Genomic DNA, 14,185 nt, shown 5'->3' with positions numbered 1-14,185 from the left:
CGGCTGATGGTTCAACCGCAGTCTGATCCTTTCCTCAACCAATCATCATTCGATGACCAACAAAAGCAGGAGCGTCATGAAAAAGAAAAATGTATTGAAGGCATTCACCTCAACGCTGATTCTTGCCACTGGAGCCAGGCTCGCACTGCATGCGCAAAGCGCCCAACCCTACCAGGGCGTGGTGGGGCGCACGCTGGCCGAATCGAAGGAGTGGTGGCCTGAGCCGGTGAAAGCCCCGGCAGGCGCACCCAACGTGGTGTGGATTCTGCTTGACGACGTAGGCTACGGCGCATCGGAAGCCTTTGGCGGACTCATCCAAACACCCACCTTTGACACGCTGGCCAACAACGGCCTGCGCTATACAAACTTCCACACCACGGCCATCTGCGCTCCTACGCGCGCTGCATTGCTCACTGGCCGCAACAGCGCATCGGTGCATGAATCGGGCTTCTCACATACGGTAATGTCGGCTGGATTCCCCGGCTGGGATGGCCGCGTGCCCGCCACCGCTGGCACCGTCGCCGAGATTCTGCGCGACAACGGCTACAACACCTTTGCGGTGGGCAAATTTGGCATTACACCCGACGAAGAAGCCACCGACGCCGGCCCCTTCGATCATTGGCCTACCGGCAAGGGCTTTGATCACTTCTTTGGCTTCCTCGGCTCGCAGACCGACCAGTACAAGCCCGACCTGGTGGAAGATCAGGCGCACGTGCGTCCCGACGGCCGCCATCTGAACGACCAGATCACCGACAAGGCCATCGCCTACATCGACCGTCAGCAGAAGGCCGCGCCCGGCAAACCCTTCTTCCTTTACTACGCGCCGGGCGCAACCCATGCGCCGCATCAGGTGGACAAATACTGGAGCGATCAGTACAAGGGCAAGTTTGACAAGGGTTGGGATGCTTATCGGAAAGAGGTCTTCGAGCGGCAGAAGAAGCTGGGTGTGATTCCTGCCAATGCAGTATTGCCTGAGCGCAATCCCAACATCAAGGAGTGGGAGAAGCTGACGCCCGATGAGCAGAAGCTCTATGCGCGCTTCTTTGAAGTCTACGCAGGCTACCTGACCTACACGGACTTTGAAGTGGGCCGTCTGGTCAATCACCTGAAGGAGGCTGGCCAACTCGACAACACGCTGATCTTCATCTCCATCGGCGATAACGGCGCCAGCAAGGAAGGCACACTGAACGGCAACATCGACCGCAGCCTGTGGAGCAAGCCGCTCACCGAACAGGAAAACGTTAATTACAACCTGGCCAAGATCGGCGAAATCGGTACAGCGCAGGCCGTGGAAGGCAACTATCCGCTGGGCTGGGCACAGGCCGCCAACACGCCGTTCAAGTTCTGGAAGCAGGACGCCAACAGCGAAGGCGGCACGCACAATCCGCTGATCGTCTACTGGCCGAAGGGCATCACGGAAAAGGGCGGAATCCGCACTCAGTACAGCCACGTCATTGATGTGCTGCCCACCACGCTCGATCTGATCGGCATCAAGGCTCCCGCCCAGATTCGCAGCGTCCAGCAGCAGCCGATTGAAGGCTTCTCCTTTGCCGACTCCATCAACGATGCCAAGGCACTCTGGCACCACAACGAGCAGTACTACTACATCTTCGGCTCCCGCTCCATCTACAAGGATGGCTGGAAGGCCGAACTGGCCTACCCCAGCAGCTTCATCACCGGCAATCTGGCCAGCCATCAGGCCTTTGATGAAAATGCCTGGGAACTCTACAACCTGAACGACGATCCCACCGAACGCATCGACCTGGCCAAGAAAAATCCGGAGAAGCTGGCCGAGTTGAAGGCCGAGTTTGAAGCGCAGGCCAAAGCACACAACCTCGCCCCCTTCATCACCTGGGATGACGTACTGAGCGGACGCATCCATCACGGCAAGGACGCAAAGTCTTTCTCCGATGCGGTGAAGGACATTACCAAGGCCGGCGGAAACCAGTAAGCACAGTTCCGTTCTGCAATCGTTACTAGAGCAACGCGCAGGCGCTCGGAGAGCACTCTCCATGCGCCTGCGCTTGTTTTTTGCCCTTCCCACTACGCAAAAATGCGCCCCTGCCAAAATTGACAAAAAAACATCGGCTCATTACATTGACCAGTAAGCCTTCGGAAGTCCTGCAGCCGTTTTTATTCCCACCTTTTGGGACGCAGCCGTTCTGCACTTCCGATTGCGGAGAACTTGAAGATGATTTGCCAGATCCAGATCGCGCTCTGTATGTGCTGCTGTCCTTGCGGCTCAGAGCGGGTGTGTCTGGCAAGCTGATTCCACATAGAATCGGATTCCCAACGACCCACCCGCCACCGGCGCGGTGGGTTTTCTGCTTTTGTGCGCCGGACGACAACATGCACAGGAATTCAGGAACGAGGAACGGGATGAACATTGAAGTCAACGGAGAAAAACAATCCTTCGAAGCGGCAAGCCTTTCTATTGCCGATCTTCTAATCGCCAGCGGCGTCGAGTCGGTTGAGACGGTTTCCGTGCAGCGCAACGGAGAATTTGTCGGCAGAACGAAGTTCGCATCGACACTGCTTGCGGAAGGCGATGAGATCGACTTCATTTACTTCATGGGCGGTGGCAGCCGATGACAGCCTTTGCAACCAAGGCCATTCACGGAGAAAATCTGCGCCCCGATGCACACGGAGCCCTGCGACCGCCGCTCTTTGATGGCGTAGCCTTCGAGTTCCCCGATGCGGATTCCATACGTCTGGCCTTTGAAGGGCGCAAGCCTTCCCATGCCTACACCCGCATCAGCAATCCCACCGTAGACGAGTTCGAACGCCGTGTGCGCCTGCTGGCCGATGCCTTTGCCGTGGTCGCAGTCTCTTCTGGCATGGCCGCCATCAGCAACGTGCTTATGACGCTGGCTGAAGCTGGTTCCAACATCGTTACCACCAACTGGATCTTCGGCAACACCTACTCCCTCTTTGAAGACACCTTCAAACCGTGGGGCCTTGAAACCCGCTACGTGAACATGGCCAAGCCGGAAGAGATTGCCGCGGCCATCGACGACAAAACCCGCGCCATTTTTCTGGAGGTCATCACCAATCCTCAGATGCAGGTGGCCGACATTGCCGCCATCACCAAGGTGGCCCACGCGCGCGGCGTGCCGGTGGTTCTGGATGGAACCGTCACCACGCCCTACCTCTTCCGCTCCAAAGATTACGGCGTTGACGTTGAAGTGATTTCCTCCACCAAGTACATCAGCGGCGGCGCTACCACCATGGGCGGGCTGATTCTGGACAACGGCATCTTTGACTGGAAGCAGACTCCACGGCTGGCCACGGCCGCCCGCAAGTTCGGCCCCGGCGCACTGGTGGCCACGCTGCGGCGTGAGGTCTTCCGCAACACCGGCGCATGCCTTGCCCCGCACAATGCCTTTCTGCAGACGCTGGGGCTGGAGACGCTGCCCCTGCGCATTGATCGCAGCACGGCCAACGCGCTTGAGGTTGCACAGTGGCTCAGCCATCAGCCTCAGGTCAAGCAGGTGAACTACCCCGGCCTGCCCTCTTCGCCCGCATACGAACTGGCGAAAAAGCAGTTCCCCAAGGGCGTGGGCGGCATTCTCACTTTTGATTTGCAGGATCGCGCTGCGGCTTTTGCTCTGCAGAATGCATTGAACCTGATTCGCCGCGCGACCAACATCAACGACAATAAATCGCTCATTCTCCATCCGGCTTCCACCATCTTCTGCGACTATAACGCGGAAGAAAAACAGGCCATGGGCGTAAGTGAAGCCATGCTGCGGCTTTCGGTGGGCATTGAAGATGCCGCCGATCTGATCACGGATCTGCAACAAGGATTGGCGGTGTTATGAGCGAACTGGAATTTACGGAAGAACGGCTGGAGCGCTACAGCAGGCACATTCTGCTCAAGGACGTGGGCATTGAAGGGCAGCAGAAACTCTTCGACGCCAAAGTGCTGGTGATTGGCGCAGGCGGACTCGGTTCCCCCATCGCGCTCTATCTGGCTGCGGCCGGCGTAGGCACCATCGGCATTGCAGACGCCGATGTGGTGGACCTTTCCAACCTGCAGCGGCAGGTGATTCACTTTACCGCCGATCTGGGCAAGCCCAAGGTGGAGTCTGCAGCACAAAAGATGCGCGCCATCAACCCTGATGTGGTGGTGAAGACCTATCACGAATTTCTGCTCGCCTCCAACATCCGCCCCATCCTGCGCGAGTACGACTTCATCCTCGACGGCACCGATAACTTTGCCGCCAAATTCCTGATCAACGATGCATGCGTGCTGGAGAAAAAGCCCTTCTCGCATGGCGGCATTCTGCGCTTCAACGGGCAGACCATGACGGTGCTTCCCGGCCAGTCCGCCTGCTATCGCTGCGTCTTCCAGGCACCTCCGCCGCCCGATGCCGTACCCACCTGTTCGCAGGCCGGAATTCTGGGCGCTGTGGCCGGAATGCTGGGCACCATTCAGGCCGTGGAAGCCCTCAAATTCATCCTCGGCACCGGCGACTTGCTGACCAACACCCTGCTCAGCTTTGACGCCAAAACGCTCGACTTCCGCAAAGCCCGCTTCAAGCCCAACCGGCGCTGCGCCGTCTGCGGTGAGCAGCCCACCCTCCATGAATTGCAGGACGAGGCCCAGCAGGTGTGCGAGCTGAAAAGCACGCAGGGGAGGTAGCAGATGCGCATTACGCATGAGGCTTATCAGAAGATTGTGGAACATGCGATTGAGGATGCTCCCATCGAGGCCTGCGGCTATCTGGCAGCAGTGGATGACGCGGCAGGTGGCGTAATTGTAGAGGCCATCCGGCTGCGCAACGTCGATGCGTCAGAAGAGCACTTCAGCTTTGATCCTGCCGAGCAGTTCGCCGTGGTGCGCGCCATTCGCAAAAGCGGACGCAAGCTGCTGGCCGTCTATCACAGCCATCCAGCCTCACCGGCGCGGCCCTCGCAGGAGGACATTCGTCTGGCCTTTGATGCGGAACTCAGCTACGTGATCGCATCGCTTGCTGGTACGGAGCCGGATGTGCGCTCTTTCCGCATACGTAATGGAGATGTGGAGCGCGAAGAGATTGAGATTGTGAACCAAACCGCGGAGGTCAACCATGTCCTATGAATTGCCTGCCAATCTGGCTCAGGAAATCGATGAGCTTGAAGGCTTGATCCACAAGTTTCGCAGGGGTGAACTGGAGGCTGCGGCGCTGAAGGCGCGGCGTGTGCCCTTTGGCTGCTATGAACAGCGCAAGGACGGCACGTACATGGTGCGCGTGCGCGCGACCGGCGGCGCGGCCACGCCCGCACAGCTGATCCGGCTGGCTGAACTGGCCGAACAGTACGGTTCTTCCTTCGTGCATGTCACCACGCGGCAGGAGTTCCAGATTCACGATGTAGCGCTCGAAAACGTCATCCCTGTCCTGCGCGCACTGCTGCCGGTGGGCCTTTCCTCACGCGGCGGCGGCGGCAACACGGTGCGCAACATCGTCGTCTCTCCTGCGGCTGGCTTCGGCATCGATGAGGTCTTCGATCCCAGTCCCTACGCCTTTGCGCTCACCACGCGGCTGATTGCCGAAAGCGACTCCTGGAACCTGCCCCGCAAGCTGAAGTTCGCTTTCTCCAACTCGCCCGCCGATACCGCATACGCGCAGTTCACCGACGTCGGATTTGTTGCCACAATCCGCGATGGACAGCAGGGCTTCAAGGTTTATGTCGCCGGTGGCTTCGGCGCAAAGTCGTCGGTAGGCCATCTTCTGCATGAATTCATTCCCGCCGACCAAATCTACATCGTGGCCGAAGCGGTCAAGCTCTTCTTCGATCAGCATGGCAACCGCAAGAATCGTAATGCTGCCCGCCTGCGCTTCCTGTGGGAGCAACTCGGCGAAGAACGCTTTCTCGCGCTCTATCGCGCCCAGTTCGACGCCGTTGCCGCACGCGCCGATGCCAAGCTGACTCCGACTAAAATCGACGACGTGGTTCCAGTGGTTGTATTGGAGCCGGTGCGCGTTGAGCAGGAAGCCTTCACCGCATGGAAGAAGCGCTACGTGCGCGCCCAGCGGCAGGAAGGACTCTACTCCATCCTTGTTCCGGCCAAGCTCGGCAACATCGCCAGCAGTGAGCTGAAGAAGCTGGCAGCGTTTGCTTCCGCCTTTGGCAACCATGCACTGCGCGCCACCTTTGGGCAGAATCTGCGCCTGCGCAACATCCCCGAGGCCTATCTGGGCAATGTGTACCTTGCCGTGAAGGAGGTTGCAACACTGGCCGATGCGCCGCTGTTGCTGTCGAACTCCGTGGCCTGCACCGGAGCCGATACCTGCAAGCTGGGCATCTGCCTGCCGAAGGGCGCGCTCACCGCCGTGGAACGCGTCTTGCGCAAATCGACTGCCGATCTGGACAGCCTCGACGAGTTCCGCCTGAACATCTCCGGCTGCCCCAACTCCTGCGGTCAGCACTCCGTCGCCGACCTCGGCTTTTACGGTCAGGCGCGACGCAAGGACCAGAAGATGTACCCGGCGTATGCGATTGTGGCCGGTGCGCGCACCACGGACGGCGAAGCGCGACTAGCACAAACCATCGACTGGATCAGCGCCCGCGATCTGCCTGCCTTTACCTCCGAGTTGCTGGCGCTGTGGACCAAGAAAAAATCCGCCTACGCATCCTTTGCCGAGTACATCGACAAGGACGGCAAGCAGGATATTCAGCAGCTCACCGAGCGCTACCACGAGATTCCAGCCTTCGATGAGGACAAGAACTACTACTACGACTGGAGCGCCAGCGACCTCTTCACGATTGTGGGCCGTGGTGTGGGCGAATGCTCGGCAGGCCTCTTCGATCTGATTGGCGTGGACCTGAAGGCGATGGAAGAGCAGAAGAAGCGTCTGGCCACGGATCTGGATGCTGCCTCGCAGGAAGATGCGCTCTACCGCATTGTGCTAAGCGCCTCACGCATGCTGCTGGTCACGCGCGGCATTGAAGCACCCACCGACGAAGCCGTCTTCCAGAGCTTCCTGCAGCACTTCATTGCCGCAGCTCTGGTCAGCGACAAGCATCGCCCCGTGGTGGAGTTGGCGCAAGCCAAGAAGACGGCCCAACTGGCAACGCAGCAGGAAGCCGTGCTGGCGCTGGCCGCCAGTGTGCAGCAACTTTACGAAAGCATGGACAACAGCCTGCGCTTTCCCGCCGAAAAACTCTGTAAGCAAGCCGCTCCGGTCGCGGAGATTCCGCTGCGCGATTATCGCGGCGTGGCCTGCCCCATGAACTTCGTCAAGGTCAAGCTGGATCTGGCCAAGATGAAGGCCGGTGATCGGGTGAAGGTGCTGCTCGACGATGGCAAGCCGATTGAGAATGTACCTCGTTCGGTCGCGGGAGAAGGCCATTTGGTGGTGGAGCAACTGCAGGATGGAGCGCACTGGAGCGTCGTCATCGAGAAGCGGTAAAAACGGCTGTCAGCTCTCAGCCGTCAGCTTTCTGCTGGACCGTGGCAGAGCTGGCATTCTCGCCTGTAGCTGGGCCCCGGAAAACACAAACCTGGCCTGCAGCTTGCTCTTGCTGAAGCTCTATAAAAAAACATCCCTGCCAAAGATGCTTTGGCAGGGATGTTTTTTGCTCTCAGTTTTTCCGACTAAAGCAATCGTTTTGCTTTAGCCAAAGTCCTATCCTGAGCACAATGAGCTAAAAGCTGAGAGCTGAAGGCTGCCTTTAAACGTCCAAATCATCCGCGTCGTCGCCGCCAGCCTGCGCCGTACCGCGACGCTTGGCCACCAGAAAGCCGCGCAGGAAAGGCTCCAGATAGCCGTCCAGCACCTTGTCTACATCGCCCACTTCCACCTTGGTGCGATGGTCCTTGGCCATGCGGTAGGGCTGCAGCACATAGCTGCGAATCTGCGAACCGAAGTTGATTTCCAGCTTCGAATCTTCCACCTTTTTCGATACGGCGCGCTTCTTTTCAAGCTCATGCTCATAGAGCCGCGAACGCAGCATCTTGAGCGCCCTGTCGCGATTCTTGTGCTGGGAGCGTTCGTTCTGGCACTGCACCACGATGTTGGTGGGCAGGTGCGTCATGCGCACGGCCGAGTCGGTGGTGTTCACGTGCTGGCCGCCCTTGCCGCCGGAGCGGTAAGTGTCGATGCGCACATCTTCCATCTTCAGGTCCACATGAATGGAATCGTCGATTTCCGGCGAAATATAGACCGAGGCGAACGAAGTGTGGCGGCGCTTGGCCGAGTCAAAGGGCGAAATGCGCACCAGCCGATGCACACCGCTCTCGCTGGCCAACTGGCCAAAAACGTAGTCGCCCTGAATGGTGAAGGTGACCGACTTGATGCCCGCCTCTTCGCCGTCCAGAATGTCGTTGATTTCGCTCTTGAAGCCCTGCTGCTCGGCCCAGCGCAGGTACATGCGCATGAGCATCTCAGCCCAGTCCTGGCTCTCGGTGCCGCCCGCGCCGGGGTGAACCGTCACAATGGCATTCAGCCCATCGGCTTCGCCACTGAGCATGGTCTGCACTTCCAGCTCTTCAGCCAGCGCGGAAAGGTCCTTGATGGACTGCTCCAGTTCGGCCTCCACATCTTCGCCCTCGCGGGCCAGCTCAAAGTAGGCGTCAATGTCTTCGCTACGGCGCACCAAGGCGTCGTCGTCGGCCACCAACACCTCCAGGCGCTTGCGGTCGCGCATCAGGGGCTTGCTGGCCTCAGGATCGCTCCACAACGCCGGATCGGCCAGTTTGGTTTCTAGTGCAGAGAGTTCCCGGCGGATGCGGGCGGGGTCAAAGATACTCCCGCAGGTCGCGAACTTGATCGCGGACGGGAGCATAAGCGAATTCGAGATCTGAAATTGCCATGGCTTTGCTCTTGGGACCTGACTTTGTTGTGAAATGACGGGGAGATGAACTTTTCAGCGCAGCGCCCTTTAAGAGCATCGCACAGAACAAATGGTTCTGGAAAATAGTGCTTCCTTTTATTGATCCGGCCATCAAAGCCCCGACTCTTCGGGTGCCCCACCTTAGCCGCGTCTTTGTTTTTGCGGCACGAAAACGCTCTTTAAGGGTCGGGGCAATCGGCGCGGGCTTTTCTCCCACGGCCTACCTTGGATGCCTTCCAGTGAAAAGACTTCCGGGGCTGAAGCCCCCGGTCATTGTGCCGCTTTTTGCAGGGGTTAAACCCCCTGCCTCCCTCCGCCACGAGTTTTTCCGCAACCTGTAAAGCCGTGCCCCTTCAAAACAAAGCCTTCAGTATTTTGAAATGCAATCGCCCTGCCGCATAAGCAGCAGAAAACACAACTCCACAGGCAAATCCTATACACTTGAGCCCAGGATGCGCGTAGCTATCGTTTCAAAACCGAATAAGGCAGAGTTGGCCCGGCTGGTGCCGGAGCTGGTGGGCTGGCTGCGCCAGCATGGATATGATCCGGTGCTGTGCAGTGAAAGCGGCCGCTACTGCGCCGACGCGCCCTGCGACGAGCTTGCCAATCTGCCTTCCCTCAATCCTGAGCTGGTGATTGTGCTGGGCGGCGATGGCACGCTGCTGGGTACGGCCCGCGCCTTTGTTGGCAGTGGCATTCCCATCCTGAGTGTGAATCTTGGCCATCTGGGCTTTCTCACCGAGGTCCGTCTGGCGGACCTTTATTCCACACTGGAAGGCTGGTGCTCGGGCTGCCATCAACTGGACGAGCGCGCCATGCTGCACGCCGAACTCTGGCGCGACAACACCCTGATCAAGACCTTCCGCGTGCTGAATGAAGTGGTGGTTTCCAAGGGCGATATTGCCCGTCTGGGGGAATTTTCGGTCGAACTGGAAGGCAAGCGCGTGGCGCGCTTTCTGGCCGATGGCGTCATCGTCAGCACACCCACCGGTTCCACGGCCTACACCCTGGCTGCCAACGGGCCCATCCTTACTCCCGACGTGGATGCGCTGGTGGTTACCCCCGTCTGCCCGCATCTGCTCACGCTGCGGCCCATCGTGGTGCGGGGCGACGCCAATCTGACGGTGCGCGTGGAAGGCGTGCCGAATCTGGCCTTGCTCACCGCCGACGGTCAGGTGGCCGTTGAGCTGCATCGTGGCGACGAGGTGCGCTGCCGCCGCTCCAGCCAGTCGGTACGCCTGGTACGGCTCGGCGACACCAGCTTTTTTGAGGCTCTGCGCAACAAGCTCAGTTGGGGCGAACAGTAAAATGAACTTCCACTCCAACCCTTAAATAAAGAAACTTCGTGCATATTTTTGCGTTTGTATACAACAATGACTCCGATGAAAGCCAACCACGAAATGGATGGGCCAAACCTGGAGACCCCGGCCAAGCCCGCTCTTGCGTTTCATCCCATCGATAAAAACAGCATCGTCGGCCTGGCCGAGCAGATTCAGGCACAACTGCTCGGCATGGTGCATTCCGGGCAACTGGCCATGGGCGATCCTCTGCCCAGCGAGGTCGAGCTGGGCCAGCTCTTCGGCGTTAATCGCACCGTGGGCCGCAAGGCGCTGCTGCAGATTGAAGCTCTAGGGTACGCCGTGCGCATGAAGGGCCACGGAACCTTCGTTACCCAGCCCAAAATTGCCCGGCTCATCAACGGTATTACTGGCTTTAGCGCGGAGATGCAGGCGCTGGGCATTGTGCCGGGTGCCCGCGTTCTGGCTGCCGAACGGCGGGAGGCCACCGCGGAGGTGGCTCTGCGGCTGGGCATCTTTCGTGGCACGCCGGTCTTTCGTTTGCGCCGTCTGCGCCTGGCCAACAACTCACCCGTGGCCATTGAAGAAAGCTTCCTCAATCTGGCGCGTTTTCCTGGCATTCAGAAGATGGACTTCAACGACCAGTCGCTCTACGCCGTGCTCGCAGATCACTACGGGGTGAAGTTCTCCCGCACCGACAGCATGATCGAGTCCATTGCTGCCGGCCGCCGCGAAGCACGTCTGCTGAATCTTGCGCCTCGCGCCTGCCTGCTGGTGATGACCCGCACCGTCTACGGAGCCGACGGCCGCCCGGTGGAGATGGCCTGCACCCAGTACCGCGGCGACCGCGTGCGCGCCGTACTCGGCCAGCCGCCCGCCACCACCATTGACGAGGCCGTGGCCCGCGCGCCCCATGAGGACGAGCCGGAAACGCCCCGCTGGGCTCAGCGCCCGCGCAAAATGTGAATGGCCTGCCGGTAATCCAGACTGGCAGGTAGGGGCTGATAGTTGCTCATCTGTTCATCGGTGTCGAAGATCTTGTTCCTGAACACAATCCGCAGGCTCATCTTGAGCTGTACGTGGGTGATGCGCCACTGTCCGCCACCCACATTGGCCTGATCGAGCGCCAGCCAGCCGCCTTTGTTCAGCTTGCCCAGAATCCCCCAGCCGTAGTTCGTGTCCTGCTGCAGAGAGCCATAAAGGTGCGTCACGCGCTGCTCTGCCGTATCCACCCAGATCTCGCCTACCATCGCGGTCAGGGCCTGCGTTTCCATATCGGGCGGGGTGAACTTCGGATTGGGCTTGAAAGTAAACTTCTCGATGCGTCCCAGGCCACCCGCGACCTGTCCCGCATCCTGGTATAAAAATGCCTCGGGCAACATGCGCAACAACTTCAGGACAATCGCCGAATCCCCTTCTTCGCTGTGCTTGCGGTGGCGTTGCAGACTGGGATCGGCCAGCAGAGCATCCAGACGGGCCTGTTCCTGCTGCTCTCCGGCGGCGTCGAGCGGCCTGTCATTCACCTGCAGCAAACGAGCCACATAACCGTCGTGCGTCTCGGCTATCTCTTTGGTTGTGCTCAGCCGGGGGCTGGTTTTGTGCAGCAGGTAGCGCATCGGATGGCTGCTGTCCTCGGCCATACGCAGCTCCTCGTTGAGCGCACGCTGACACAGGGCCTGGGCCTGTGCCGGAGTCAGAGCCTCTCCCGGCCTTGCCTGCAGGATACTGAAAAGTAAACAGAACGGAAGAGTCTGCCGCACGGCACGGGAGCTGAAAACGGGCATCAAAATCCTTTCACTTCTATTCTGCACCTTCGCTGTCATCCCCCTGCCGCCGGGAAAGATACGCAAAAGCTCTATTCTCCTAGGTCAGACGCCCAAAAACGCCCGCAGGATTCATCCCCAGACCGGTTCTTTGCGCCTCCGGAGCTCTTTTCCTTTGAATCGAACGACTTCTGCGTGATTCTGTAATTGAAGCCGGAGCCAACATTGCGTATAGTGCGGGCAGGGGCCCCGATGTGGCTCCGCGGAAGGATCGAAAGAATGGCAGTGGAGAGCGCTGTAGCGCGCATTGGCAAGACGATCGTGATCTGCGGTGAAGTTAAGGGCAGCGAGGATCTGGTGGTAGACGGACGCGTCGAGGGCACAATCAGCCTTTCGGAGAGCCGTTTGACCGTCGGTCCCAATGCCCGGGTAGAAGCAGATCTTTCGGCCAAGGATATTCTTGTGCTCGGCCATGTGAAGGGCAACGTAATAGCCAGCGGACGTGTGGAACTGCGCACTGGCTGCCAGGTGGAGGGCGATATTCACGCCCTGCGGCTGGCCGTGGAAGATAATGCCATCTTCCACGGAAGGGTGGACCTGACCCAGGCCGCGCCTCAAGTCGCGACCAAAGCACCAGAGACCGTGAGCGCACCGCAAACCGGAGAAGCTGTCTAGACTTTCCCGGTCTGACTCAGGCCCGGGTGCTTGGGAGCGTGTGCGCTTGCAACCGCCGGGCCTGCCTCATGCGTCCAACCAAGGGAAAACGCTGCCGCCTGCCTCTGTCAGGAGGGCGGCAACGATCCCGCATCTTCAAGGGAGACAAGGTTGTTCAGTCACTGGTTCGAGAAAAAGGCGACACCGGAAACCACTACACCGCAGGCCAGCCCCATGGGGCCCAGAGTGCCGCGCCATTCCGGAGGTTGGAGCGTCTTGCGCAAGCGCCTGCAAACTGAGCCTGGCCTGCGCATCATCGACGTTGGATATACATCTCCAACCAACATCAACTACCTGACCAGCCTGGGTCACAGCGTCTTTCTCGCCGATCTGGTGCATGATGCCTGCACTCAGAACTGGATCACCGGCAACGACGAAGACGGCAACCCGGCCTGGAACGCTGAGGGCTATCTGGAACAGTGCCTGAACTTTGCCGGCCGCACCTTCGACGTGGTGCTGCTCTGGACGGCGCTCGATTACCTGCCTGAACCGCTGGTCGCACCCCTCGTCAGCCACCTCTTCTCTGCCATGAATCCCGGCGGGCAGGTACTGGCGCTCTTCCATACCCGCATGCAGGGCGAAGAAACCGCCCACTGCCGCTTTCACATTACAGAGGAAGACGCGGTTGAAATCCAGCTGGCCCAACACTTCCCCATTCAGCGGGCCTTCACTAACCGCAGTATCGAACGGCTCTTCTCGGGATGGAGCGGCCATCGCCAGTTCCTGGCCAAGGACAGCGTCTCTGAAGTGATCATTACGCGATAGGCCTGCCCTTGGACGGGCCTGCCGCCTCCCCGCGCCTTCCCTGCCGCTGGCGCGCATGTGCAAGTCGGAGGACGAAGAAATATGAGCAACAAAACCCGCATCACCTGGCTGGGCCACTCCACTGTGCTGCTCCAGACCGCCCACGGCACCAACCTCCTGATCGATCCCTTCCTGACCGGCAATCCCTCCGCCCCCAAGAACCTCCTGCTGCCCGAAAAGCTCGACGCCATTCTGCTCACCCACGCCCACAATGACCACATCGGCGACGCTCTGCCGCTGGCGCAAAAGTACGGCGCAACCATCGTGGCCATTCACGAGCTGGCCGTCTACATGGCGGGCAAAGGCGCGGAGCAGACCATCGGCATGAATCTGGGCGGCTCGGTCGTCCTTGGGGATGTGACTGCCACCATGGTCGAGGCCAAACACTCCTCCTCGATTCAGGATGAGAACGGCGTGCAGGATGGCGGCGTGGCCGCAGGCTTTGTACTCACCATCAAGGACGGCATCACGTTCTATCACGCGGGCGACACCAATGTTTTTGGCGACATGAAGCTGATTGGCGATCTTTATCATCCCCAAGTCGCCCTGCTGCCCATTGGCGGCCACTACACCATGGGTCCCCGGGAAGCTGCGCTGGCCGTACGCCTGCTTTCCCCCCAGACCGTGCTGCCCATCCACTTTGGCACCTTTCCGCCCCTGACCGGACGGCCGGCAGAGCTGGCCGCGCTCGTTGACCCCACCGTGAAAGTGGTGGACTGGCATCCGGGCGACGTCTTCGAAGCCTGAAAATCTTCATCAACCATCAAAAAAGCGGAACCCTGTGGG

At 59.6% G+C, this 14,185-nt stretch carries 13 protein-coding genes; 11 read left to right on the top strand and 2 right to left on the bottom strand.

All coding sequences use genetic code 11. The features are described 5' to 3' along the window. Nucleotides 1-76 precede the first annotated feature (76 nt). From ACOBR2_RS06315 to ACOBR2_RS06290, 6 genes are all read left to right on the top strand, one after another. Entirely contained in the window at nt 77-1,951 is a 1,875-nt protein-coding gene (locus ACOBR2_RS06315; RefSeq protein WP_420239196.1) for an arylsulfatase, read from the top strand. Between the two features lie 146 nt (nt 1,952-2,097). Beyond that, the gene (gene thiS, locus ACOBR2_RS06310; protein ID WP_420239195.1) at nt 2,098-2,592 is read left to right on the top strand and encodes a sulfur carrier protein ThiS; all 495 of its coding nucleotides are present in this window, start codon (nt 2,098-2,100) and stop codon (nt 2,590-2,592) included. Then, nucleotides 2,589-3,821 (top strand): O-acetylhomoserine aminocarboxypropyltransferase/cysteine synthase family protein, encoded by a 1,233-nt coding sequence (locus ACOBR2_RS06305; RefSeq protein ID WP_420239194.1) that lies wholly within the window; start codon nt 2,589-2,591, stop codon nt 3,819-3,821. Before thiS ends, ACOBR2_RS06305 begins: the two co-directional genes overlap by 4 nt. Continuing rightward, entirely contained in the window at nt 3,818-4,645 is an 828-nt protein-coding gene (locus ACOBR2_RS06300; protein WP_420239193.1) for a HesA/MoeB/ThiF family protein, read from the top strand. The genes ACOBR2_RS06305 and ACOBR2_RS06300 overlap by 4 nt, the downstream gene beginning before the upstream one ends. A 3-nt stretch (nt 4,646-4,648) precedes the next feature. Next, entirely contained in the window at nt 4,649-5,083 is a 435-nt protein-coding gene (locus ACOBR2_RS06295; protein WP_420239192.1) for a M67 family metallopeptidase, read from the top strand. Next, the gene (locus ACOBR2_RS06290; RefSeq protein WP_420239191.1) at nt 5,073-7,397 is read left to right on the top strand and encodes a sulfurtransferase TusA family protein; all 2,325 of its coding nucleotides are present in this window, start codon (nt 5,073-5,075) and stop codon (nt 7,395-7,397) included. Before ACOBR2_RS06295 ends, ACOBR2_RS06290 begins: the two co-directional genes overlap by 11 nt. A gap of 262 nt (nt 7,398-7,659) precedes the next feature. Here the strand turns inward: ACOBR2_RS06290 and prfB are convergent. After that, nucleotides 7,660-8,800, bottom strand: a protein-coding gene (prfB, locus tag ACOBR2_RS06285; protein WP_420239190.1) for a peptide chain release factor 2 whose coding sequence is annotated in 2 segments (ribosomal slippage) — nt 7,660-8,727 and nt 8,729-8,800 — 1,140 coding nt in all. Because the reading frame shifts where the segments join, the coding sequence is not laid out codon by codon here. Between the two features lie 472 nt (nt 8,801-9,272). Here prfB and ACOBR2_RS06280 point away from each other — a divergent pair. Together ACOBR2_RS06280 and ACOBR2_RS06275 are read left to right on the top strand one after the other, a co-directional pair. Further along, a complete protein-coding gene (locus tag ACOBR2_RS06280) occupies nt 9,273-10,127 on the top strand; it encodes an NAD(+)/NADH kinase (RefSeq protein ID WP_420239189.1) in 855 nt (284 codons plus the stop codon). Nucleotides 10,128-10,193: 66 nt separating this feature from the next. Further along, nucleotides 10,194-11,084 (top strand): GntR family transcriptional regulator, encoded by an 891-nt coding sequence (locus tag ACOBR2_RS06275; protein WP_420239188.1) that lies wholly within the window; start codon nt 10,194-10,196, stop codon nt 11,082-11,084. Here ACOBR2_RS06275 and ACOBR2_RS06270 read toward each other — a convergent pair. Further along, nucleotides 11,063-11,758 (bottom strand): hypothetical protein, encoded by a 696-nt coding sequence (locus ACOBR2_RS06270; protein WP_420239187.1) that lies wholly within the window; start codon nt 11,756-11,758, stop codon nt 11,063-11,065. The two genes, ACOBR2_RS06275 and ACOBR2_RS06270, sit on opposite strands and share 22 nt — an antisense overlap. Before the next feature lie 402 nt (nt 11,759-12,160). Here ACOBR2_RS06270 and ACOBR2_RS06265 point away from each other — a divergent pair, with 402 nt between their 5' ends. The 3 genes from ACOBR2_RS06265 (at nt 12,161) to ACOBR2_RS06255 (ending at nt 14,146) form a co-directional block, all read left to right on the top strand. Then, entirely contained in the window at nt 12,161-12,556 is a 396-nt protein-coding gene (locus ACOBR2_RS06265; RefSeq protein ID WP_420239186.1) for a bactofilin family protein, read from the top strand. A gap of 150 nt (nt 12,557-12,706) precedes the next feature. Continuing rightward, nucleotides 12,707-13,360, top strand: a complete 654-nt coding sequence (locus ACOBR2_RS06260; RefSeq protein WP_420239185.1) for a methyltransferase domain-containing protein — start codon at nt 12,707-12,709, stop codon at nt 13,358-13,360. A gap of 81 nt (nt 13,361-13,441) precedes the next feature. Beyond that, entirely contained in the window at nt 13,442-14,146 is a 705-nt protein-coding gene (locus ACOBR2_RS06255; RefSeq protein WP_420239184.1) for a metal-dependent hydrolase, read from the top strand. The last annotated feature ends 39 nt before the right edge of the window (nt 14,147-14,185 follow it).

The organism is Telmatobacter bradus, assembly GCF_048629425.1.
GTDB classification, from domain to species: Bacteria; Acidobacteriota; Terriglobia; order Terriglobales; family Acidobacteriaceae; genus Telmatobacter; species Telmatobacter bradus.
Note: the sequence above shows the minus strand (reverse complement) of the source record. Positions and strands in the feature narration are given on the sequence as shown.